Below are 22,910 nucleotides of genomic sequence, written 5' to 3' on the forward strand. Positions count from 1 at the left end.
AGCAATGAAAAAGATTATGAATGATGTAGAAAATATTGTTCAAGATATGCTGCATGGCTTTTATTTTGAACATAACGACAAAGTGAATTACGACGAAACAAATAACATCATTTATGTAAAAGATATCGAAAAACTGAAACAAAACGTTGTCATTATAAGCGGCGGTGGGAGTGGACATGAACCTGCTGATATAGGCTATGTAGGAAAAGGAATGCTTACGGCGGCAGTAAACGGAAGTATTTTCACTCCGCCTACAGTGGAGCAAATTGTGGCGGCAACTCGCTTAATGCCAAAAGATAAAAGTATTTTATTCATCATAAAAAACTTTAAAGATGACGTAGAAAACTTTTTAGCGGCAGAACAAATCGCAAAAGAAGAAGGAAGACAAATTGACCACATCATCGTAAATGACGACGTTTCAATTGAAGATGATGTTTCTTTTAACAAAAGAAGACGCGGCGTTGCTGGCACTGTTTTCATTCAAAAAATAGTAGGCGCGGCCGCTGAGAGCGGTCATTCTTTAGAAGAACTAACAGCACTTGGCCGTTCTGTCATCCAAAACTTACACACATTAGGAGTCGCCCTTTCACCTGCAAATGATCCAGTACAAGGAAAAGCTTCATTCACATTAAACGACGATGAAGTGTTTTATGGAGTCGGCATCCACGGTGAACAAGGTTACCGTAAAGAAGCGCTATCCTCTTCTGAAATATTAGCAATCGAACTAATGAATAAACTAAAAAGCATTTATCGCTGGAGAAAAGGTGACAACTTCGCCATCCTCATTAACGGACTCGGTGCGACACCATTAATGGAACAATACATTTTCGCAAACGATATTCGCCGTTTATGTGAGCTGGAAGGCTTACATGTGAAGTTCGTAAAGGTTGGTACCCTTCTCACTTCTTTAGATATGAAAGGTGTTTCGCTCAGTTTGCTTAAAATAGAAGATTCGGATTGGGTGAAGTGGTTGAAGACGGATGTTGGAGCGAGTGGTTGGTAACAATAAACTAAACATTATGATGATTGAATGTTTAGTAATCAAAAGTACTGACTTATATGAAGAATGTATAAATCTTAGGTATCTGTAAATAAATCGAAGCATACATACTATTTGCAAGTTATCCACCAGTTTCGAAATGCGGTTATCCAGTCGGAGAAAGGCACCTTAATGTGTCTTTTTTTTATTTTCAAAAGGACCTGCTCAATTATTGCGTAAAAAACATAAAGTAAATTGAATCCGTTAAAATACATGAGTGACCCCTTGTTTTCCCCTCTTATTAAAGGAGGAACTATTATGGGATTTGGTGGTAGTTGTGGCGGCTGTGGATTTTCTGGCGGCTTTGCTTTATTAGTAGTATTGTTTATTTTATTAATCATAGTTGGAGCTTCTTGCTTCTGCTAAACAAACTATCGGAAAAGACACTCTTATATGGGTGTCTTTTCTTTGTAATAAAAAACTCTCCATAAAGGAAAGTTTTTAGGTTTATACATTCAAGTCATCCAAATTAGTTATTTATACAGCACCTTATCACTTTCGGTCTTTAGTGTGACATACAAATAATCCTTCTCCTACACAAAGTTGCTCAACTAACTTTAATTCCTTAGATCCAAAACTTATATAATTAAAACACTCATCACCAATTAATACACCTATTCTTAAATCAGAAAATATTAATATACGTTTATCAACTTCTCTACTTGGTAAAAACTTTAACACATCATCATTAAATTCATTTTCTTACATCAATAGTTAGCTCATCTGTAATCTGCTCAAGATGGAAAAATCTTTTTATATAATGGATATCTGACCACTTTTCTTCCCCGCCAATAATAAATAATTCTTGCGCATCATACATAAATGAAAAGCTTGGATAGAAACTGTCAGCCTTTAATCCAATCTCACCAGTATTATTGCTGATAATTTTAAAGTCCGCTGAATAACTTAATAACGTATAAAGAGAATCTTGTGCTGATTGGAAAAAATACTTCATAAGTGTATTTATATCATCACTATTAGTAATTAACACGTTAAAAAAATTCGTATCCCTTTTCTTATTAGTAAAAACCAGCTCAAAATGAAATGTATTCTCTTCTAAAAACCCTTCAATAGAGTCCCTACACAAATAAGTTTCAAATACCATATACATAGGAAGTTTGTTAATTGCACCTATAAATCCTTTAATGATTTCTTCAAATCCTTTATGTTGATTCCAATTCGTTCCCACACCCATCATAATAGGGTGATTTAAATAGATAGGATACGGTGAGAACCCTTCATCTTTTAACATATACACTCGTTTTCCATCTGTATGAAGAGCTGTTTGAGACTCTTTTAGTAAGTATTGAAATAATTGAACATTTAACACATTTACACCTACCTATCATGTAATACATAAACTGTATCTATTAAGTTAGAAAAAGGGATGAATCATTCACATTTTACCGTGTTTAAGCGAGGAGAACTAGAATCATTTTATAAACGAGGTCGTATCTCATTGGAGGATTACAGGTCTCCAGGATAATAAATTAACATCGCACCTACAAATGAACACACTAAACAAAAAATAGCCTCGTATTTTATGACTAGAGAAGAGTTGGTATCAAGCTTTTTTTCCTCTCTTTTAAATATCATTTTAAATAAAACTCTATATAATACATACCCAACAATCGCCCCGAGGGTATTCGTAAATAAATCATCAATATCTGTAATTCTATTATTTAGTAATTGATTTAACTCAATTACCAATGAAAAAAAGAATCCCGCACATACGGTGTTTTTCATTTTTCTAAAATGCGGCCAAATAGCCGGTAATAAAAAACCTAACGGCATAAACAGTACAATGTTCAAAAGATACGTAGTACTACCTGCCGTATCAAATAGAGTCAAGTTAATTTGACTGACACGAATCCACGTTTCATATCTACTTATATCCCATACAGTTGCGATTTGCGTCACCCCATATACTAGCGAAAGGTAGAATAGAAAAACATATACCCATAGAAAATGCCCAATAGATATATTTCTTTTCGCTTTAAAATAAAATCCAATTTGAAACACAACACAAAAAATAATAGTAAAGAAATAAGTATACAAATAACTCATCAAAACTCCTGTATGCATGTAGAATCCCCTAACTTTACATTTTCATCTATGACTTTGTCGTTTTTAATCTCCTTCTTGATGTAACTCATTTATAGGATAGGAAAAACTTTTAAAATAAAAAATGGGGTAAACATAAAATTTTTCTTAAATCTTCAGTTGGGTTTTATTATTACTCTTCTTAGGAATCCGCCATTGATAGCTAGGCAACAACATGCTTAAACCTAACAATATTATCATTTTTGCACGTAATCCTCGTAGTACTTTAACCGATGAAGCATATATAAAATCATGTGAATCGTTTGTTCAGTTAAAACATGAAATTAAGAAATATATGACGTACTATAATCACTCTTGCTATCAATAGAATTTAAAGAAGGTGACTCCTGTTTGCATACCGAAATCATCTTTTTTAGGTTGCCTAACTTTTTTAGAATGTCCTTTACAAAAGGTACAGATCAAGAGCACCTCATTCCTATTTAAGGGGATCACGTATACCTTCTCCCCTTAAAATCACCAAAACCCATTTACAAATCTATAAAAGTAGATATAATATCCTTATGGAACCTTTATTAATTTATAAAGCATTGTCAAATGAAACAAGATGTCAAATTTTATCATGGTTGAAAAATCCAGAAAACCATTTCGATGAAAAACCTTATCTACAACAAGGCCTTAACTTTCAAGTTGGAGTGTGTGTAGGAGATATCCAGCTTAAAACTGGTTTAGCCCAATCGGTTATTTCTAGTTATTTATTAACTATGAAAAAAGCAGGACTACTAGACTCTGACCGAATTGGAAAATGGACATACTATCGCCGAAATGAAAAAACAATACGAGAGTTTTCTGAATACGTTCAAAACGAATTATAAAATGAAAGCTAATAATCAATCTGCATATCAATTGATTATTAGCTTTCAAACATTCTGCTTTTTTACAGGTATCCAATTACTTTTTTATAAATTGCACTACCTATAAAAGCAAGAAACATAGAAAGGAGAAAATTTTTTAATATATCATATCTAGTTATTTAGATATCTGTTATTGTATTTCAGATTACATAGTCCTGATAATATTGGCATCCAATCATGCTTGTAATAATGCTTCTTTGTTAATGAATTTACTTTCAAAATACTGATACGAATGGAGAGTTTTATAAATGAAAAAAGTAAATCCTTTACTTATTCTGACACTCGCAGTAGGTGTGTTCGGAATTATTACTACCGAGATGGGTATTGTCGGCGTATTACCACAAATCACTCAAAAATTCGGTATTTCAACTACACAAGCTGGATTTTTAGTAAGTATATTTGCACTAGTTGTTGCTATTTCTGGTCCGTTTTTAATTCTGCTCGTCTCTAGTATTAATCGCAAAATAATTTTATTAACAGCAATTTTTGCATTTGTTATTTCAAATATAATCTACGCTTATACAACACAATTTGAAATCATGCTTATTTTTCGTATTTTACCGGCAGCACTTCATCCACTCTTCTTTTCAATCGCTCTTGTAACAGCTGCTAAACTTGTCCCTCCAGAAAAGAGCGGTCAAGCGGTTACAAAAGTTTTTATGGGAATTACCGTTGGCTTTGCTTTAGGTGTACCACTAACCTCTTACCTTGCAGACCAATTTTCACTCGAAATTGCTTTCTTATTTGGAGCGCTTGTTAACACTCTTGCATTCATTGGAATACTAATCCTACTTCCTTCTATGCCTGTTAAAGAAAAAATGTCTTTCGGCAAACAAATTCGTATACTCGGCAAACCAGGATTATGGTTAAATATTTTAACCGTCACATTCCTTTTTGCAGCCATGTTTTCCGTATACAGCTACTTCGCCGAGTACCTTGCAAAAGTAACTTCCATGAATGGATCTCTCATCAGTATCATGCTATTCATATTTGGTATAGTTATGATTTTAGGTAACCATTTATTTGGTAGTCTCCTGCAAAAAAGCATAATAAACACCGTACTATCATTCCCTATTCTATATTCTGTTGTTTACATATTAGTTTATTATTTAGGCTCCTACCTTGTTCCAATGATTTTTATCGTATTCATTTGGGGAATCGTACATGCTGGTGGATTAATTGTTGGTCAAACATGGCTAATAAGCGAAGCAAAAGAATCACCTGAATTTGGTAATAGTCTATTCGTTTCGTTCTCAAATCTCGGAATTACCCTAGGAACAACTATTGGAGGCTGGTTTATTTCAAACCTAGGTATTCACCAGCTTATTTGGAGCGGATTTATATTCACACTACTTTCATTTCTATTAATTATAGTAAAACTAAAATTTTTCAATTCTAATAGCCAAACTTCATTATCAAGCTAGTACATTTTCAGTTTCAAATTTGATAAAGTGAAACTTTACTCAGTGAGGGTTTTGTTCATCCCTCACTGAGTATTAGCCTTCACCAATCGGGCGTTTACGGGCAGCCCGACTCCCACAAATAGCGGGATAAAAAACATTATAAATTCTTCTCATAAGATTTTATAAAGTGAAAAGTATAATGCTCAAAGCCTTTAGCCATAATTACGACTAAAGGCTTTTTTTATACAAAAATAAATCTAAAAGGAGCTAATTTTATGGAACATAATCAAAATGGAGTACTTGCTTTAATTGTTTTGTTTTTAGGATTAGTGTTTTTTGTTAGTGGGATGGTTTATCATTTATGGGGTTCTTTTTAATGGTATGATTGCAATCACTCATAAAAACCCTCAAGTATATCGTTCCTTTTTTAATTTCAACTTTTAGACAAATAAATAATTCAAAAACTAAAACGTGTATTGTAATTATCGATATGAACTATTTCCAAAAACAACTTAACATGGTAAAATAATATTCGGACGGGAGTCCAATATTATTAAAATTAAGATGGTTCAAGTCGAAGGAAGGCACCTTAGGGTGTCTTTTCTTTATTTTCAAAAGGACCTGCTCAATTATTGCGTAAAAAACATAAAGTAAATTGAATCCGTTAAAATACATGAGTGTACCCTTGTTTTCCCCTCTTATTAAAGGAGGAACTATTATGGGATTTGGTGGTAGTTGTAGTAGTTGTGGCGGCGGCTTTGCTTTATTAGTTGTATTGTTTATTTTATTGATCATTGTTGGAGCTTCTTGCTTCTGCTAAAAAACTATTGGAAAAGACACTCTTATATGAGTGTCTTTTCTTTGTAATAAAAAGCTCTCCATAAAGGAAAGTTTTTAGGTTTATACATTCAAGTCATCCAAATTAGTTATTTACACAGCACTTTATTTCTTCGCATCTTTCATACTGTAATATCCTAAATTAATAATAATTAAGAAATAACCACTCATAATTCCAGCTGCAAATGTCCACATGAAATCATGGTGTTCAATTTCATACATAATAATCGCACCGAGTATCGCGGCTGCAAATCGATTCATCATTCCAAGCATCGGTGCTTTTTTATATTTGTCATTCTGAATAACTAAACGTAATCACTAAAAAAATCCATATAGACCTATTATTGGTTAAAATGCTATAATGAAATCATCCTACATGGTTACTCATGTTCAGGATGAGAAACTAACGTCTTATTAAGTAATGCGCATAACTTAAATAAAAAAGACACTTCACAGTGTCTTTTTTATTTGCATCAAGTTTCCTTTTATCCCGAAGTCAATATAATAAGATGTAATATTTAATACACATAAAGAAAACTATAGATTTATTAAATCGTCATGGCACCCATAAAAGTACTTCTATTTTGGAGGAACAAACTATGAACAAAAAGTTAGTAACATCATTATTATGTAGCACATTCTTATTTGGATTATCCGCTTGCAGTTCACATGATGCCTCTAGCAGTAACACGAAAAACAAACAGGAGACTTCTAAAGAAACAAAGAATGATGAACTTAGCAACAAGGATCCTCAAAAAGAACTTCCCACCCATGGAGATTCTTCTGATGTATACATATCAATACACTCTGCCGATTCATTAGACGTTATAGGTAACGGAGAAGTTAAAGCACAAGGTGTATTTAAATTATTAGACGTCGCAGTTTATAATCGTCAAGAGGAACCCATTACACTAAATAGCAACAATTTCCAATTAATTGACGGAGCCGGAAGAGAATACCACATTTCTAACGAATCTCAATTAGTACTTAAAGCTGCAAATACTGCTACATTTAAATTTGGTGTCCTTAATCCTAATGAAAATTCGGAAGGTAACATTGTATTCGATGTTCCGAAAAATACGCAAGGATTAACTTTGAAAATTAATGGAGATATGCTGGATAAAGGGATCGAGTTAAAGGTGGAATAGTCAAAGAAAATACAAACCTCCTATCACAACTTAAACTAACACAACAAAAAGTACAGCCTCTGTATTAACTACAGTAGACTGTACTTTTTCATTTATAATTTTGTATAACTTACTATAACAGGATTTCTTAATCCCTTTGAGTAGATGCTCTCCAATCACGAAAAGATGTTGGGCGTCCAGAATTAGCTCTTTTCTTTGGAGCAGCTGGTTTTTCTTCAAGAGTAGTCGGTTTTTCTTCAAGAATGGTCAATGCTGTTTGCATTTTCTCCAGCTGTTCTCTTAAAGCTTGCTGTTCAATCTTTAAATCCGTAAGTAAACGTAATATCATCTCAGAATTAGCCATAACGATCTCCTTTCCCCAAATGCACAGAATAAAATACCATATGTAATAAGCGTAATACTCGTGACAAAAATAAGTTCGTCAACTCTCTTAAAATACCGAGTACTTTTATTTTTCAAAAGGACCTGCTCAAGTTTATCCGTAAAAACATAAAGTGAAATAAATCCATTAATATATGGACTTTATGGAAGGAGGAGTTAATATGGGCTATGGTGGTAGTTGTGGTGGAGGCTGTGGTTTTGGCGGTGGATTCGCCTTACTTGTTGTGCTCTTTATTTTATTAATCATCGTTGGAGCTAGCTGTTGGGGCGGCGGATTAGGCTGCTAATAAGAGGCACTCTTGAGAGTGTCTTTTTTTTATTTCTCAATATAGGGCTAACATATATGTGTTACTATCAAAGTGCGAGATTCCCTAAGCGTAATATAGTAGTTTACCAACTATGAAAGCCACTGTCACAAGAAAACAGTAGGCTTTTATTTTGTTATTTAACAAGATTAGAATAGGGATCACCATTTCCCCTCCGTAACATTTTAAAATTGACATAGCACTTCATGCACCATATACTGTTAACAACAGTATACTGTCATTAACAGTATATATTCCAATTCATTCTAGGAGGTATATTCATGAAACATACAGGAAGACATACAGGTGCATTTCTTTTGTTATTTTTAGCAGAAGGTGATAACTATGGCGGGCAACTACTTCAGAAGTGTGAAGAAGAACTTCCGGTCAATCCAATCGATAGTGCCATCCTTTACCGCACACTGAAGAAATTAGAAAACGAAGGTGCTATTGAATCTTATGTAAGTACATCAGTTCCAGATAAGCCGAGAAAGATGTACAAAATTACTACAGCCGGAAAAGAACAATTAGCAGATTTTCAAATGGATATTGAGGAAAAAATGAAAAACTTATCATTTTTCTTAGACAAATATAAAGACTTAAAGGAATCTTATCATGATTAATGGCGCTATCCTTTACACTTTGGCCATTATTCTTACAGGGATTTCTTTTATGAAGGATCGGACTAAAACGAAAGCTGCCCTATTAAAATCATGGAAAATATTTCGAAACCTCCTCCCTGCCATGCTCTCCATTATGCTTTTCGTCGGACTATCACTTTCTATCTTAACACCGTCCTTTATCTCTTCTATCATTGGAGAACAGTCCGGATTCTTAGGTATTATTTATTCAGCAATACTCGGATCTGTGGCACTCATTCCAAGCTTTGTCGTGTTCCCACTTGGTAATACGTTAATACAGCACGGCGCAGGGCTTCCTCAAGTTGCGGCACTCATGTCTACACTCATGTCAGTAGGAATGACAACCTTGCCGATGGAACAAAAGATATTCGGACGAAGCTTTGCTTACGCTCGTAATGCATCTGCCTTACTCATGTCACTCCTATTCTCATATATCATTTGGGTGGTGATGGTATGAAGGAACTAAAAAGATATCGCTTCTTTTTCATTTTGCTGATTGGACTTATCATACTAACTTTTATAAACCAATCTTTAGGATGGAGCGCATTACAATTAACGGGGAATAGCATTTTAGATATGTTGTTTCTACTCCCCCCTGTCCTAGTATTTGTAGGGTTACTTGATCAGTGGGTGAAGAAAGAAACGCTAATGAAATATATGGGAGAAAAGTCCGGCATATATGGAATATTATTCTCTTTATTATTAGGCGGAATTGCAGCTGGTCCCCTCTATGTTGCCTTTCCGATTGCAGCACTACTATTAAAAAAAGGCGCAAGCATTAGATACATCGTATTTTTCTTAGGTGTTTGGACAACTGCGAAATTACCAATTATGGTGTATGAATTTTCTTCATTTGGAGCTACCTTTACACTCATTCACATTTGCTTTGGTCTATTGTTCTTCTATGTAATGGGCATCGTTTTTGAGAAATTTTATGATCAACGGCAATTGTTGCAGTATGATATAACGAAAGAAATGTAAAAAGACATCTCGTAAAGATGTCTTTTTTATATGAATCTTAATTCTCGTTCTGTAAAACCTGCGTTACCTTTACTCCCTTTTTCTCGTCTTTTAAGAACAAAGATACGATAAAAGCAACAACAATAAAGATTAACCCAAGTGTAAATGCACCTTGGAATCCAGATGTTAAACCGTTTAACTTTTCTACTGGGTCCATTGGATTTGCGGAGCTTTCCATATACTTAGTTGTTCCTGAAGACATTTTCGAGAAATTTTACGTTTAGAGACAATTGTTACCGTATGACGTTACAAATATATATATTTTAAAAAATCTTACATTTATTGATTTTCCCTATTGTATTTTTGAATATTAGAATGTAAAATATTTCAATGTACTACATAATATTGGGAAAAGGGAGAAAATCATGAAAAAATTATTAGTTTCAGCAACAGCGTTCACACTTTTAACTGTGGGGTACAGTTCTTCTGCATTTGCAGCAAAAAATCCAAACGACAAGAACTGCGGTCACTTCAACAACAAACAAGAAGTTATGGAGTTTTGGCATAGCAATGGATATAGCGCAACTAACGATCCTCACGATCTAGACCGTGACAACGATGGCTTACCTTGTGAAGTGAAAAAAGGGGATTATGACCAATTTATAGCTAGTAAACAAACTACTAAACAAGAAGAAAACAAACCACAAGAACAAACTAAACAAGAAAATACTAAGCAAGAACCTGCTAAACAAGAGAATACTAAACAGGAACCTGCTAAACAAGAAAACAAAAAGCAAGAACAAACTAAAACTCAAACGACTACAAATGAAACAAAGAAAGACACTAATACAGCTGTGAAAACAGAAGATAAAAAACAAGGTGAAAAGTTACCAAACACAGCATCAAACGGTGTTACAATGATGTTAGCAAGCTTAGGTTTAGCTGCAATTGGATCTGTATTAATGTTCCGTCGTAAAAAAACAAACGCGTAAAATAATTCCTTTAAAGGACAGGATTCTCCTGTCCTTTTAAAATGGAGTGATGGAAATGAAAATAAACCAATGGATAGGCTTATGTTTATTTATAATTGGAATTTCGATTTTTTCTTATTGTTTTATAGAATGGTATAGTGCTAGAAGCTCCGCCGAATCTTTAGCATCTAGTGAAATAAAGAAATACGAAACTCAAACACCAATCACAGCACCTCCTGAAGACAATGACGCTAAAATAGAAACTCCTCAAAACCATGAAGAAATTGTGCAAATTCCGTCTTCAGAAGTAAATCATCAATTAGGGCAAAAAGTAGCATATTTAATCATTCCTAAAATACAAAAGAAATACTCCATATATTGGGGAGCTGACGATAAAGTACTAAAAAAAGGTGTGGGCATGTTTGTGAGTGAATTAACGACTACCCCATCCGGAAACGGTCATACAGTTTTAAGTGGACATCGAGATACTGTATTTACCGAACTAGGTCAGCTAAAAGAAAATGACCAACTGATTGTAGAATATGAAAATAAAACATACACATACAGCATTAACAAACATTGGATAACAGACGCGGAAGATCGTACCGTTATTGTAGAGAAAGATACACCGACATTAACATTAACAACATGTTATCCTTTTAATTACATCGGTGACGCCCCAGATCGATACATTATTGAAGCGTCTTTACTTTCTACTACTTAAAAAGGAGCTGTCCTATAAGTCGATTTATTTGACTCAGTGACACCTCCTTTTTATTTTGAAAACTTCACCATAACTTTCATATATGAACCTTAATTCTCGTTCTGTAAAACCCCCGCTGCTTCTACTCCCTCTTTCTCTTCTTTTAAGAATAAAGATACGATAAAAGCAATAACGATAAAGATTAACCCTAGTGTAAATGCACCTTGGAATCCAGATGTTAAACCGTTTAACTTCTCTACTGGGTCCATTGGATTTGCGGAGCTTTCCATATACTTAGTTGTTCCTGAAGACATTTTTGAAATAAAGATAGCTGTACCAATTGCGCCAGCTACTTGCTGTAACGTATTAAACAGCGCTGTTCCGTGCGGATATAGATCTGGTGTTAATTGATTTAACCCATATGTTTGTGCTGTCATTACAAACATGAGTCCAACCATTAATACGCTATGCATGACAATAATTTGTACCATTGATGTATCAGGAGTAATGCCTTTAAATAAGAACATTGCAATCCCTACTAACACAATACCGGGAACAATAACAACTTTCGGGCTAAATTTATCAAATAGTTTACCTGCGATTGGTCCCATTATAGCGCTAATAATACTTCCTGGAAGCATTATTAGTCCTGATTTAAAGGCTGTAACGAGTAAAACTGTTTGCAGGAACATCGGTAATAAAGTCATCGTTGAAAATAACGACATCATAACAATGACGATTAATCCAACTGATATTGTAAACATCGGAACTTTAAATGCACGTAGTTCTAAAATTGGATTATCGATTTTTAATTGTCGAATGACAAAAATGAATAGTGATATAAGCCCAACAATTAAAGCGCCATACACTTTCGGATCGGGCCATCCTAAATCACCTGATGCACTAAAACTATACACAATCCCGCCAAATCCTAATGTCGATAAAAGAATAGATGGATAATCTACTTTTGGCCTTGTTAACTCTGAAACATTTTTAATGTATTTCATTCCAATCATAATTGAAATGATCACGATAGGAATAACAATGTAAAATAACCAGCGCCAATTTAGTGAATCAACGATTACTCCAGATAATGTAGGACCAATTGCTGGAGCTGACATCATCACAAGTGCGATTAATCCCATTGTGGCACCACGTTTTTCAGGTGGACAAATAATTAAAATCGTATTCATTAATAACGGTGAAATTAACCCCGTCGCTACTGCTTGGACGATACGGCCGACTAATAAAACGGAAAATGTCGGTGCGAATCCCGCAATTAATGTACCAACTAAAAACGTTACCATAGCGATCAAGAACATTTGTCTCGTTGTGAGCCATTGCTGAAGTAACGCTGTAATCGGTACCAGCACACCCACTACTAACATGTATGCTGTAGAAAGCCATTGGATTGTTGAAGCTGTTACGTCAAATTCTTTCATTAATACCGTTAACGCATTACCAAGTAATGTTTCGTTTAATAATGCAACCATTGCCCCTAAAAGTAATGCAATTAAAATGGGCGTATGTTTCATATTAGAAGTATCAACTTTGCCACTTGCAGGGCTCTTAGTTGTTATATTCATGTATTGATTCTCCTCCTGTTTTTTTACTCCAAAAGCTTTATATAAACCGGAACACATGTAATATAATATACATATGTAGATTAAAAAGGGAGAATCAATTTTCAGCCTTTGTATATTTAATCTACAAAAAAGGAGAATTGTAGATGAACGATAATGAAAAACAACTTGATTTACGTATTAGACGTACACATAAATTACTATGGGATTCCTTATTTGAATTAATGACACAATCCAAACAGAAATATAGTACCATCACCATTAACCAAATATGCGATCTCGCGATGGTACACCGAACAACCTTTTATAAACATTTCGAAGATAAAGATGCTCTATTAGCATTTGGATTTAAACGATATGGCGAAATGATTGCTGAAATACCGCTTTTAGATCGATTAAGCAAACCATTTCAAGTGATGGAACAATTCCTGCATCATGAAGAAATCTGTAAAATGTTTGAGGCGCAAATGTCTGATGAACAATTTATTAGCCGTGTACATTATTTAAGTCATGACACAAGGAAGCAGGAAACGGAAGCGCTAAATCGACTGTGCAAAAATCATACGATACCAAACGATTTAATTACCGAATTCTATTCAGGGGTAATCACAACATTAAGTGCGTGGTGGTTTCAAAACGAAAGAAAAGTTTCTGCAGCAGAAATGGATAAACACTTCCATCAACTCATTAATCGGAATATTTTTCAGTTTGAAAAGGAATAACTGCAACATCAAAAAAACGCCCATATGAAATATGGCGTTTTTTTATATACATACTATTACATACCGAGCTTCTTCAAATCCGAACTTTCAATAACCGAATGGGAATATCCATCTTTCCCAACTCGCACCATCGCTCTTCCAAGCTGCTCATAAAATCGCTTCAAAAGAGGATTAAAAGGCTTCATCAAATCGTACATCAATTGGTATGATTTCGTTTTTGATTTCACACCATTTGATGGAGAAAAAAGCGTCGATAAATTTCTGTTCCGAATATTCAGAATTAATATTAAAATAAACAATGGGGATAGGGGTATGGGATCATAAATTATACATAACGAGGGAATAGAAATGAAAATTCAATTAAAAGCTGATTTAATGCTACTACTAGTTACATTCTTTTGGGGTGCATCCATCCTACTTACAAAGCTTGGACTTGATGACATAGAAGAATATAATTTAATCGCATTACGATTTATTATTGCCTTTCTTTTATCAGGTTTAATATTTTACAAACACTTATTCAAAATTGATTTTAAAACTGTAAAATATTCTTTTATACTAGCTTCCGTTTTATTTATCGTCTATATTTTCGCGACTTTCGGTACAAAGTATACAAGTGTGTCTAATGCCGGTTTTTTACTATGTCTCACAGTCATTTTCATTCCGATATTATCAGCTATATTTTTAAAACACATTCCTGAAAAGAAAGTTATATTAGGAATTGTGTTAACGATAATAGGAATCGGATTACTAACATTAACTAGTGAATTCAAGATCGGTAACGGCGATATATTTTGCATACTGTCTGCCTTATTTTATGCGATTCACGTCATCATTACTGGAAGCGTAACAAAACATGTGAATTCAATTGCACTTGGGGTAGTACAACTCGGTTTTGTCGGCCTATTTAGTCTTATTTTTTCATTAGTGATGGAAACCCCAAAACTTCCTGGCACTATCGACTCATGGCTAATCATCTTAGCCTTAAGCATATTTTGCACCGCAGTCGCATTCATTGTGCAAGTTATCGCCCAGCAATACACCACTCCCACACATACAGGTCTTATCTTTTCGTTAGAACCTGTCTTTTCCGCAGGGTTTGCCTTCTTCTTCACAGGTGAAACGCTCACAGGGAAAGGGTATTTAGGGGCGACGCTTATATTATTGAGTGTGTTGATTGCTGAGGTGGATTTTAAGGGGTTGTTGCGGGTTAGTTATAAGAAGAATATAGAGTAAACATTTCACTATGATCAATAAACATACCCCAGAAAAATATGAGTTTATATTATTTTCATTCTCTTCACTTAGATTTTCTTTTAAATGAGACTTTTTTAGATGCTATCTTCGAATAAGGTAGCATCTAAAAAATGTTAAAAGAAATTTGCCCCTAGTATCTTCTTATATTTTATGTAGCCTTCATATTTGACCTTTTCTACGTTCTTTGAAGTGAAGATGTTCAAAATTACTTACTGAATATAGTCATACAGATTTTTCGCCAACAATAAACAAGTTACTGTAATGAAAAGAGCACGAACATACCCGCTTCCTTTTTTTATAGCAAATTTGGAGCCAACAATCCCTCCAGCAATTTGAGCAATCCCCATTATAAAACCATACACATAGTTTACTTGCCCTACATACATAAACATCAACAATGCACCAACATTACTTCCTAAATTAAGAAGCTTCGCATTACCTGCTGCTTTTAAAAAATCATACCCAATAAATAAAAAAGAAAACATTAAAAACGAACCTGTGCCAGGACCTAAAAATCCATCATAAAAACCAATAGCAAAAACAAAAAAAGTAAAGATAATGACGTGTCGACCAGACAATTTTTTATGAGTGGAAATACTACCCCAATCCTTTTTGAATATCGTATAAATAGCAACCGCACCAAGCATGATCAGCATCAATGGCTTCAGTACTTCTGGGTTCATTAAATGAACGATCCATGCCCCTATTATGGAACCTACGAAAGTGAGTGGAAATAATTTAAACGCCGATTTCAAATCAAGATTACCAGAACGATAAAACACAATATTACTAGTTGCACACCCCATTGTCGACGCTAGTTTATTCGTAGCTACTGCACTTGCTGGATTCAATCCTGTAAATAATAAAGCGGGTAAGGCAATGAGTCCTCCACCACCTACAACTGAATCAATAAATGCGGCTAAAAATCCAAAAGCAATCAAAATAATTAATACTGATGGGTCTAAATAAAGATCCATTTTATCAACCTCCCCTTAGTCACTATTTGAATAGTAACTAATGATTTGCTATATGTAAAGAGTTATTGTAACGTTAAAATATAAAAGCAAACATCGGAGGACGAAAAAAGTGGACTACATAGTGCAACAGCTTAAAAAAATTGGTTTTAATGAATATGAAGCTAAATCTTATGTATCTCTTGTTAAACAGGGGCCTGTCACAGCCTACCAAGTGAGTAAGGATTCGGGTATCCCAAGAGCGCGAATTTACGAGATTTTGGGTAACCTTGTAGAAAAAGGAATTGTCATGAAGGAAGAAATAAATGACACCACTCGCTATTCACCTCTACCTGTTGAAATCTTTTTACAAAAGGCGCAATCAGAATGGCAGTCTACTTATGAAGTAATCAGTGATTCATTAAAAAAACTAGAAACTTTCGAGGAAAAAACGGATAATCGAGTGATTACTTTAAAAGACAATAAAACAATAATTAGCTACTGTCAGGCATTAATAAAAAAAGCCCAAAAACGTATTGTCATTTCAATGTGGGATGAGATGTATGAAGCGTTAAAAGAGGAACTATCTGAGGTAGCTGATAAAGTTACAGTACAAGGTATTACCCTGCATGTTGAAAATCCCATTAAAAATCTAGAAGCCCATCGTATAACACCTTATACAGAAACCCTGTCTACAGAACATTGGTTTATTTTATCGATAGATTCTAAAGAGATGATTTATGGACCATCACTTGAGGAGCGTAATGTTGCTTTTTATACAGATGACCCCGTTCATATATACCTATTAGAGGATTATGTATGGCATGATGTGTTAGTGAATCGACTTGTCCAACGTAGCCAAGATAATTTGGAGCAATGGATTACTACAGAGCGAAAATCCTTCTTTATGGAAAAATAAGAAACATATTCAAAGAATCAAAAAACAAAGCATAAGTTAATTAAATAGAAAACTTATGCTTTATTTACCTCTATCCAAATAAAGCAAAAAGCTAGGGATACTCCCTTAACAAATTTATATATTTAAGAACTTTTTGATTATCTCTCAACATTATTTACGTCTTTCTTTATACTACTCTTTGTAAAAAAATTATAGTATCTCTTTTAATCGCACCTTTTTTCTCCTACTAATTTACCATCTCCACAAACCGCCCAAACTCCTTCAAAAATCTCAATTTAAAACTACCCACAGGCCCATTTCGATGCTTTGCCACATGAATCTCCGTCATCTCTTTCTGCATCGTTTCCTTATCATAATAATCCTCTCGATACATAAGCATAATGACATCCGCATCTTGCTCAATTTGTCCCGTCTCTCGTAAATCAGATAAAAGAGGTCGCTTATCTTGACGTGATTCTACGGAACGAGACAATTGCGATAATGCTACTACACAAACATTTAAATCCCGTGCTAATAACTTAAGCTTACGTGAAATCTCACTAATCTCTTGAAATCGATTACCCTTATGCTTTGGATCGCCCGTAATAAGCTGCAAATAATCTACAATAACTAACAGCTTTTTATCACCGTGCTTCCTCTTTAACTTACGAGTCTGCATCCAAATATCCTGCATTGTAACACCGGCCTTATCATAAATCTCAAGTGGCAACTCACCAATTTCCGCAAACGCCTTACTCACCTTTTCCCAGTCCTCTATCGTAAAACGATGCTTCGGATTTTTCAGCCTACCTCCTGACACTTCACCCGCGCAAGACGCCAGCCTTTTTAACAATTGTTTACTACTCATCTCTAACGAAAACAACCCAACCGCCGCTCCAGACTTCGCCGCATGCAGTGCGATATTTAACGCAAACGCCGTTTTTCCCATAGAAGGACGCGCTCCAAGAACGACAAAATCCCCTTCCTGTAATCCACACGTCATCTTATTTAGCGATGTATAACCAGTCTCAATACCAGTATTCTCTTTCGTATCTTGATGAAGCTCCTCATATAGTCCAACTAAAGCATCCTTCAAATCAAACTCACATACATAGTCCTTTTCCTCTAACTCACAAAGCGCCGTAATCGTCTCACCAATAATTTTCTCATTCTTCTCCGCAATAAGACGCTCTCCCATCTTGTGCCCGAGAACGCCAGCCTGATACATTTTCCATGCACCTCGAACAAGCCCCTCATAATAAGAAAAGTTGCTAGTCGTAGGCACACCCTCTATTAATGCTATAAAATACTCCATTCCCCCGGTATTCTCCAAAAAATTTGGATTCATCCGAGAAACGAGCGTCACAAGATCAATTGGTTGCCCTTCATCTTCAATTTTTCGCATTAACCGAAATATAGACTTATGCACCGGCATAGAAAAATAATGCTCCGTCAAACGGCACTCCTTAATAAGCTCTCCATCAATTAAAAGAGAACCTAACACCGTCTTTTCCGCCTCCACATTTTGAATACTCATGGACGCCACCCACGTTCCGCTAAAAACCGCTGCAACTCTTCCTCTGACAGCGCATTCTTCTCCCACTCCTCGCACCTCGTCAAAAACTCCTCCGTCTCCCCAGTACTAACAGACGACTCTTTCTTCCTAAACTGAGCCGTATCTGCCTCAACCTCCGACACTTTCGTAAATCCCTTCCCGTGCCAGCCACGCAAAATCCCCTTCACATAAGCAACCGTCCGCTTATTATTCTCAAACGCAATTTGAAGAGCCTTCAGCACAAGCTCCTCTGACAAATCAACCATCCACGCACTCAGTTCCTCTACCGTATGAGGAGACAAACTACCGAAATGTTGCTCATAAAAAGAAAACACGCGACTTCCCGTCTCTTCCTCTATAACCTCTTCTTCCGCCTCTTCACAAACCGGATTAACATCATCCATAGCCAAATCACTCGGCATACCAAAATGAGCTAAAAGCATTGGAACATTCAGTTCCTCCTCTACGCACTTCTGAAGAAACATATGTACAAACTCCTTATTCTTCACACCCTTAAGCTCACGAAGCACACACTTCTCCACATTCGTATTCGTCACAGGATTATAACGAAGCCAATTCAAAACGAATAACTCCCTCGTATCCGCATCATAAAGAATCTTCCCATAATCGATGAAGCGCTGCACAAGCTTATCAACAGTCTCCCTGTTATAACCCGTCTCCATCTCAGCTAACCGCTTCGGAAACGGAAAAATCCCACACTGCGTCGTCTTCGAACAAGTCAACAAATACACATAAAAATACCGCTCCTCCGGCGTCAAATCCAAAACAAAATCATCCTGCCAAAAATTCACCTGCACATTACGATACACCGCCATCAAAGTTCCTCCCGTCTCCATTCAAAAATGAAAATTCCCTCTATGTACTATATATAGGAAGAAGGGGTGGGTTTTTGGCGTGTTATTTCAAAAAATTTTTTGACTACTACTACGGTGTTTGTTGTTTTTGTTTTTGTTGTGTTTTTTCTTAGTGATTTATTACTTGGTAGGGGCTTGTAAGGGGTATGGGAGGGGCTGTTTATAATTAAAGCAAATTTATTTTCTAATTTCCTATTCTAAAAAGAGGGTATTCCAATAAAAGGAAGAATATATAAGTTATATTAATATATTTTCAAAAGAATAGGAGATACATTATGACAACTTGGTTAGAAGACATTGTAACAGCTTTTAAGAATTTAGATGGTGTTAGCCATTATGACGAACTTTATGATGAGGTTAAAAGAATTAGATCTACACCATTACCGGATTCTTGGAAAAGCAATATAAGAAACACTATCGAAACACATTCATCTCATTCAAAAATCTTTAATGGAAAAAAAGATTTATTTTACTCAGTAAATGGATTAGGAGAAGGTACTTGGGGACTTCGAAATGAAGAAGGCTTAATTGAAGCTACCGATATTACAACTCCACCTGAAAAAATTAAAACTGAAGTATATAGAATTCTAAGAGATACAAGTTTAACCCGTGATTTAAAAAGATTACATAATCACACATGTCAAATCTGTGGCGAAAGACTTGAATTATCTACAGATAAACATTATTCGGAAGCTCATCATATAAAGCCATTAGGTAGTCCTCATAATGGTCCAGATATAAGTGAAAACATTATTGTTTTGTGCCCTAATCATCACGCACTATGTGATTATGGTGCCATTCCATTAAATCATTCCATGTTAAAAAACGTTAAAGTCCATAATATCTCTAAAGAGTTTATTGACTATCATAATAACGAAATATTTAACAAGGTAAACAAATAACCTTCTCTCTACTTAACATTATTAATTAAGGAGGTTCCAATTCTAGAACCTCCTTTCCTCTTAGAAAAATATTATTTACTGATGATGTGAACTATGGCCATCATCTTGATACTGAGAGAAAAACGCGTCATCTTTTTATTAATTCCAACGTATCATGAATGGCTCGCACAATAGGATCCCCTGGAATGAGATCTGTATAATCCATTGATAGTATTAATTTTCCCATGTTCTAATCAATGAAACTAGCCAAATAGCTACTCATAAAAAAGAGAACTGCCCATAATCCGGTAAACCGATTTATGGAACAACTCCTTCTTTTCTTCTAATTAATTAATATCAATCTTTTCTACTAACATTGCTAGGATACTAATTTCGCCACCCATAGTAAATTTATAAGTAAAGATATCTGCTGATTTTCCCTTAACAGTAACATTATCATTCTCTAACATTCTTGAATGGATAATATCACTTTTATAAGCAACATATATCACGTCATATTCCCAATTACGGTGAACCCCAACTCCAAAAATGCCAAAAAGTTGTCCTCTATTTATATTTTAAATTGAGGACAACTTCATAAATAAAGCATTAACGGGTATTTTTCATTTCATCAGCAAATTCGATACGAACCTCTTTAAGAGGCTCCTCTTTAGAGCTTACCTTATTTAATGCTTGTGTAGAAACTCCTACACCGCCTCCACAATATTGTCTAGTCTTGCCTAATGCTTGAATTAATTCTTCATTTTCTTCCCCTAATCCCATATAGGCTTCATCTTTTTTCTCACTAGCACGGGTCAATTCATGTACCGTCCTTCTTAGCGCTTTATTTTCTTGCATTAGAGCTTCAATAAACTTACCATTACTCACCACATACACCCCCAAAACTTTTAATAGGTATATTATGGATTTAAAACAATAAACTATTCATCTTTTTAAAAAATAACACAAGGTAAATGAAAGAATACTCAACAAAAATTCACTTCAGTATTATTTCTAAATTTCCCTACTACTACGGTATTTGTTCTTGCAATTGTTTTTATTTTTTCCTAGTGATTTATTACTTGGTAGGAGCTAGTTATCGGTTACTTCGATTAGAAAGATCCGATTTGAAAAGCCACCTCGTTCTTCTGCTTTCTTTTTACGGATGTTATTAATTTCTTCTAATGTTGTGCCTGCATGTTCGGCTAGAGCGTTTATTAGTTCTAGTAGGTCGGATAGTTCTTCGAGTTTATGTTCTTTAGTATTTGCTTCTAGATATTCGGTTAGTTCCTCTTCTGTTTTCTTGCAGATTTCTTTTATGTATTCGTCTTCAGCTAGGATTCTTGTTATGGGTGTTTTTCCGTTAGCTTTCATTATTTGTGGGATTTTGTTTCGGATTAGTTTGTTGTAGGTTGGCATGGGGGTTCCCTCCGTTAGCTTTTCTTCTATTATAATGGAAAAGCAGTTTAACTAGTTGTTAAACTGCTGCATTGCTTCTTTTATATAGTTTTCTTCTTCGGTTGTGAAGAGGGTTGGGGATTCGGATAGTGAACTTATGCCTTTTAACTATTATCATACTTTCTAGATTGATTTGTGAAATATCAAGATAATACATGGTTTCTCCTACTTCAGGATAGAAGAGAGCATTCAATCTTTTCAAATCCACTATATATAAATCTCTAAAAACCTCTCTCATTCTTTCACCGATTAGAAAGGCTTTTTATATAATATTCCGTTACTTCAACCCCTTTTTAGTACTTAAAAATTCTTTCACATCATTTTCAAGAACTAAACATAAGCTCCTTAACTTATCTAATCTTTCTTCTACACTTTCATTTTGTATAATAAAATTATATAAACGTTTTTCTTGAACCTTACTGTAATGCTTATTTATTTGTTCCATTTCGTCCATATTCCAATTACATTTAGAAAAATCTATTTCTATAAAAGGCGGATGAGTAAACTTCTCACTATCACTAAACATATACTTCATTTTCATTGAATCAAATATTAACCAAAGTAATTCATCCCTTGTTACAAACACTGGAACCTTTTTCGCAGAGCTAAATCTCCCACTAACTAGTGTAGGTAACGTAAGGTCTAATGCAGCATTCCAAATTCCATGTATAAAGTGTGGAATAGTTTTCTTACTCGGATGGATTAATCTTACAGCCTTAGGATGACCACTTAATAATAAATTACCATAAATTACATGAGTTAAACTCATTATATTGATTTCATTAGCTAGAAAATCAATATAATTAATCATTTTTTTTGCATTAGAAGATTCAGTTACATCATTATAAATTAAATACAATTTAAGTAAACATGCGTAACTTAAAATAATCAAATTTTGAAATGAACTTTCCTGCTCTAAACTTTCAGCTTTAGATGATTTTCGTTTTGACTTATCTTTTACAGGTTCCGAAAATTGAATCAATTTACTATGTTCAATTATTTGTAGAAAATCCATTTTGAATAGATCTCTTAAAATATCAACTGTTTCATCTAACTTCTCATAATTAATTTTAAAATTATTAAGATTCCTACAGGATTCCTCTACTCCTAGAGAATAATCAATGGATACATTATATTGTTCAATATGCATAAAAAATTTTTTCAATTCATACCAAAGTACTTCATCTACTATTGTCTTACTAGGTGTCCTATAAAACTCTCTAAGATATATACAAATATTAGTATCTAATTGTAATTGGATTACACTTGGATTTAATATCTTTACCAAATCTTCTATAGACCTAATTTCTTCTCTAATATACATAGAACTATATCTAAATTTCATAATTTTATTCCCTCCACTTT

General features: G+C 34.5%; 26 protein-coding genes and 3 pseudogenes. 17 read left to right on the top strand and 12 right to left on the bottom strand.

The features are described 5' to 3' along the window. Nucleotides 1-4: 4 nt before the first annotated feature. Both dhaQ and ACE38F_RS23070 read left to right on the top strand, forming a co-directional pair. A complete protein-coding gene (gene dhaQ, locus ACE38F_RS23065; RefSeq protein WP_375370340.1) occupies nucleotides 5-1,003 on the top strand; it encodes a DhaKLM operon coactivator DhaQ in 999 nt (332 codons plus the stop codon). A gap of 294 nt (nucleotides 1,004-1,297) precedes the next feature. Next, entirely contained in the window at nucleotides 1,298-1,405 is a 108-nt protein-coding gene (locus ACE38F_RS23070; protein WP_000505673.1) for a YjcZ family sporulation protein, read from the top strand. Between the two features lie 328 nt (nucleotides 1,406-1,733). Here ACE38F_RS23070 and ACE38F_RS23075 read toward each other — a convergent pair whose 3' ends face one another. Further along, on the bottom strand, nucleotides 1,734-2,369 hold the full coding sequence (locus ACE38F_RS23075) for a hypothetical protein (RefSeq protein WP_375370341.1): 636 nt from the start codon (nucleotides 2,367-2,369) through the stop codon (nucleotides 1,734-1,736). A gap of 137 nt (nucleotides 2,370-2,506) precedes the next feature. Next, nucleotides 2,507-3,124, bottom strand: a complete 618-nt coding sequence (locus ACE38F_RS23080) for a VanZ family protein (protein WP_375370342.1) — start codon at nucleotides 3,122-3,124, stop codon at nucleotides 2,507-2,509. Between the two features lie 244 nt (nucleotides 3,125-3,368). On the opposite strand from ACE38F_RS23080, the pseudogene ACE38F_RS23085 reads away from it, so the two are divergent. From ACE38F_RS23085 to ACE38F_RS23100, 4 genes and pseudogenes are all read left to right on the top strand, one after another. Further along, nucleotides 3,369-3,470, top strand: a pseudogene (locus ACE38F_RS23085) (TetR family transcriptional regulator); the annotation flags it as partial. Nucleotides 3,471-3,663: 193 nt separating this feature from the next. Further along, nucleotides 3,664-3,975 (top strand): ArsR/SmtB family transcription factor, encoded by a 312-nt coding sequence (locus ACE38F_RS23090; protein WP_375370343.1) that lies wholly within the window; start codon nucleotides 3,664-3,666, stop codon nucleotides 3,973-3,975. A 287-nt stretch (nucleotides 3,976-4,262) separates the two neighbouring features. After that, nucleotides 4,263-5,438 (top strand): MFS transporter, encoded by a 1,176-nt coding sequence (locus ACE38F_RS23095; protein WP_375370344.1) that lies wholly within the window; start codon nucleotides 4,263-4,265, stop codon nucleotides 5,436-5,438. A 697-nt stretch (nucleotides 5,439-6,135) separates the two neighbouring features. Further along, nucleotides 6,136-6,237 carry a YjcZ family sporulation protein gene (locus ACE38F_RS23100; RefSeq protein ID WP_000505688.1) on the top strand — a complete coding sequence of 34 codons (102 nt, stop codon included), beginning with the start codon at nucleotides 6,136-6,138 and terminating at the stop codon, nucleotides 6,235-6,237. 122 nt (nucleotides 6,238-6,359) lie between these two features. Here the strand turns inward: ACE38F_RS23100 and ACE38F_RS23105 are convergent. Further along, nucleotides 6,360-6,545, bottom strand: a pseudogene (locus ACE38F_RS23105) (ATP synthase I); the annotation flags it as partial. 308 nt (nucleotides 6,546-6,853) lie between these two features. On the opposite strand from ACE38F_RS23105, the gene ACE38F_RS23110 reads away from it, so the two are divergent. Next, nucleotides 6,854-7,402: a DUF4352 domain-containing protein gene (locus ACE38F_RS23110; RefSeq protein WP_375370345.1), complete on the top strand. Its 549-nt coding sequence runs from the start codon at nucleotides 6,854-6,856 to the stop codon at nucleotides 7,400-7,402. A gap of 127 nt (nucleotides 7,403-7,529) precedes the next feature. Here the strand turns inward: ACE38F_RS23110 and ACE38F_RS23115 are convergent, their stop codons facing one another. Then, nucleotides 7,530-7,745 carry a preprotein translocase gene (locus ACE38F_RS23115; protein ID WP_375370346.1) on the bottom strand — a complete coding sequence of 72 codons (216 nt, stop codon included), beginning with the start codon at nucleotides 7,743-7,745 and terminating at the stop codon, nucleotides 7,530-7,532. A 199-nt stretch (nucleotides 7,746-7,944) separates the two neighbouring features. Between ACE38F_RS23115 and ACE38F_RS23120 the strand changes: the two genes are divergently transcribed. From ACE38F_RS23120 to ACE38F_RS23135, 4 genes are all read left to right on the top strand, one after another. Then, nucleotides 7,945-8,070, top strand: a complete 126-nt coding sequence (locus tag ACE38F_RS23120; protein WP_106408349.1) for a YjcZ family sporulation protein — start codon at nucleotides 7,945-7,947, stop codon at nucleotides 8,068-8,070. A 299-nt stretch (nucleotides 8,071-8,369) separates the two neighbouring features. Then, on the top strand, nucleotides 8,370-8,711 hold the full coding sequence (locus tag ACE38F_RS23125) for a PadR family transcriptional regulator (protein WP_002202937.1): 342 nt from the start codon (nucleotides 8,370-8,372) through the stop codon (nucleotides 8,709-8,711). Next, the gene (locus tag ACE38F_RS23130) at nucleotides 8,704-9,186 is read left to right on the top strand and encodes a hypothetical protein (RefSeq protein WP_375370347.1); all 483 of its coding nucleotides are present in this window, start codon (nucleotides 8,704-8,706) and stop codon (nucleotides 9,184-9,186) included. Before ACE38F_RS23125 ends, ACE38F_RS23130 begins: the two co-directional genes overlap by 8 nt. After that, a complete protein-coding gene (locus tag ACE38F_RS23135) occupies nucleotides 9,183-9,710 on the top strand; it encodes a permease (RefSeq protein ID WP_002188537.1) in 528 nt (175 codons plus the stop codon). Before ACE38F_RS23130 ends, ACE38F_RS23135 begins: the two co-directional genes overlap by 4 nt. A gap of 37 nt (nucleotides 9,711-9,747) precedes the next feature. On the opposite strand, the pseudogene ACE38F_RS23140 reads toward ACE38F_RS23135, so the two are convergent. Then, nucleotides 9,748-9,957, bottom strand: a pseudogene (locus ACE38F_RS23140) (MFS transporter); the annotation flags it as partial. A gap of 157 nt (nucleotides 9,958-10,114) precedes the next feature. On the opposite strand from ACE38F_RS23140, the gene ACE38F_RS23145 reads away from it, so the two are divergent. Both ACE38F_RS23145 and ACE38F_RS23150 read left to right on the top strand, forming a co-directional pair. Next, entirely contained in the window at nucleotides 10,115-10,681 is a 567-nt protein-coding gene (locus ACE38F_RS23145; protein WP_375370348.1) for an excalibur calcium-binding domain-containing protein, read from the top strand. Nucleotides 10,682-10,736: 55 nt separating this feature from the next. Continuing rightward, nucleotides 10,737-11,384, top strand: coding sequence for a class D sortase (locus tag ACE38F_RS23150; RefSeq protein ID WP_375370349.1), 648 nt, complete (start codon nucleotides 10,737-10,739; stop codon nucleotides 11,382-11,384). Between the two features lie 89 nt (nucleotides 11,385-11,473). Here ACE38F_RS23150 and ACE38F_RS23155 read toward each other — a convergent pair whose 3' ends face one another. Then, nucleotides 11,474-12,949 (bottom strand): MDR family MFS transporter, encoded by a 1,476-nt coding sequence (locus ACE38F_RS23155; protein WP_375370350.1) that lies wholly within the window; start codon nucleotides 12,947-12,949, stop codon nucleotides 11,474-11,476. A gap of 143 nt (nucleotides 12,950-13,092) precedes the next feature. On the opposite strand from ACE38F_RS23155, the gene ACE38F_RS23160 reads away from it, so the two are divergent. Together ACE38F_RS23160 and ACE38F_RS23165 are read left to right on the top strand one after the other, a co-directional pair. Then, a complete protein-coding gene (locus ACE38F_RS23160; RefSeq protein ID WP_341038841.1) occupies nucleotides 13,093-13,668 on the top strand; it encodes a TetR/AcrR family transcriptional regulator in 576 nt (191 codons plus the stop codon). Nucleotides 13,669-14,016: 348 nt separating this feature from the next. Further along, on the top strand, nucleotides 14,017-14,904 hold the full coding sequence (locus tag ACE38F_RS23165; RefSeq protein ID WP_375370351.1) for a DMT family transporter: 888 nt from the start codon (nucleotides 14,017-14,019) through the stop codon (nucleotides 14,902-14,904). A gap of 230 nt (nucleotides 14,905-15,134) precedes the next feature. Here the strand turns inward: ACE38F_RS23165 and ACE38F_RS23170 are convergent, their stop codons facing one another. Beyond that, a complete protein-coding gene (locus ACE38F_RS23170; protein WP_375370352.1) occupies nucleotides 15,135-15,902 on the bottom strand; it encodes a TSUP family transporter in 768 nt (255 codons plus the stop codon). A 109-nt stretch (nucleotides 15,903-16,011) separates the two neighbouring features. Here ACE38F_RS23170 and ACE38F_RS23175 point away from each other — a divergent pair, with 109 nt between their 5' ends. Then, nucleotides 16,012-16,797, top strand: a complete 786-nt coding sequence (locus tag ACE38F_RS23175) for a TrmB family transcriptional regulator (RefSeq protein ID WP_375370353.1) — start codon at nucleotides 16,012-16,014, stop codon at nucleotides 16,795-16,797. 226 nt (nucleotides 16,798-17,023) lie between these two features. Here the strand turns inward: ACE38F_RS23175 and dnaB are convergent, their stop codons facing one another. Both dnaB and ACE38F_RS23185 read right to left on the bottom strand, forming a co-directional pair. Further along, on the bottom strand, nucleotides 17,024-18,313 hold the full coding sequence (gene dnaB / locus ACE38F_RS23180; RefSeq protein ID WP_375370354.1) for a replicative DNA helicase: 1,290 nt from the start codon (nucleotides 18,311-18,313) through the stop codon (nucleotides 17,024-17,026). Then, the gene (locus ACE38F_RS23185) at nucleotides 18,310-19,167 is read right to left on the bottom strand and encodes a DnaD domain-containing protein (RefSeq protein ID WP_375370355.1); all 858 of its coding nucleotides are present in this window, start codon (nucleotides 19,165-19,167) and stop codon (nucleotides 18,310-18,312) included. Before ACE38F_RS23185 ends, dnaB begins: the two co-directional genes overlap by 4 nt. Nucleotides 19,168-19,481: 314 nt before the next feature. On the opposite strand from ACE38F_RS23185, the gene ACE38F_RS23190 reads away from it, so the two are divergent. Next, on the top strand, nucleotides 19,482-20,108 hold the full coding sequence (locus ACE38F_RS23190; RefSeq protein WP_375370356.1) for an HNH endonuclease: 627 nt from the start codon (nucleotides 19,482-19,484) through the stop codon (nucleotides 20,106-20,108). Nucleotides 20,109-20,696: 588 nt separating this feature from the next. Here the strand turns inward: ACE38F_RS23190 and ACE38F_RS23195 are convergent. The 3 genes from ACE38F_RS23195 to ACE38F_RS23205 form a co-directional block, all read right to left on the bottom strand. Then, on the bottom strand, nucleotides 20,697-20,975 hold the full coding sequence (locus ACE38F_RS23195) for a hypothetical protein (protein ID WP_375370357.1): 279 nt from the start codon (nucleotides 20,973-20,975) through the stop codon (nucleotides 20,697-20,699). Nucleotides 20,976-21,179: 204 nt separating this feature from the next. After that, a complete protein-coding gene (locus tag ACE38F_RS23200; RefSeq protein WP_375370358.1) occupies nucleotides 21,180-21,506 on the bottom strand; it encodes a phosphoribosyl-ATP pyrophosphohydrolase in 327 nt (108 codons plus the stop codon). Nucleotides 21,507-21,822: 316 nt separating this feature from the next. Further along, complete coding sequence (locus ACE38F_RS23205) at nucleotides 21,823-22,890, bottom strand: hypothetical protein (RefSeq protein ID WP_375370359.1); 1,068 nt, start codon at nucleotides 22,888-22,890, stop codon at nucleotides 21,823-21,825. Nucleotides 22,891-22,910: the final 20 nt, after the last annotated feature.

The sequence above is a fragment of the Bacillus altaicus genome (assembly GCF_042136375.2).
GTDB lineage: Bacteria > Bacillota > Bacilli > Bacillales > Bacillaceae_G > Bacillus_A > Bacillus_A cereus_U.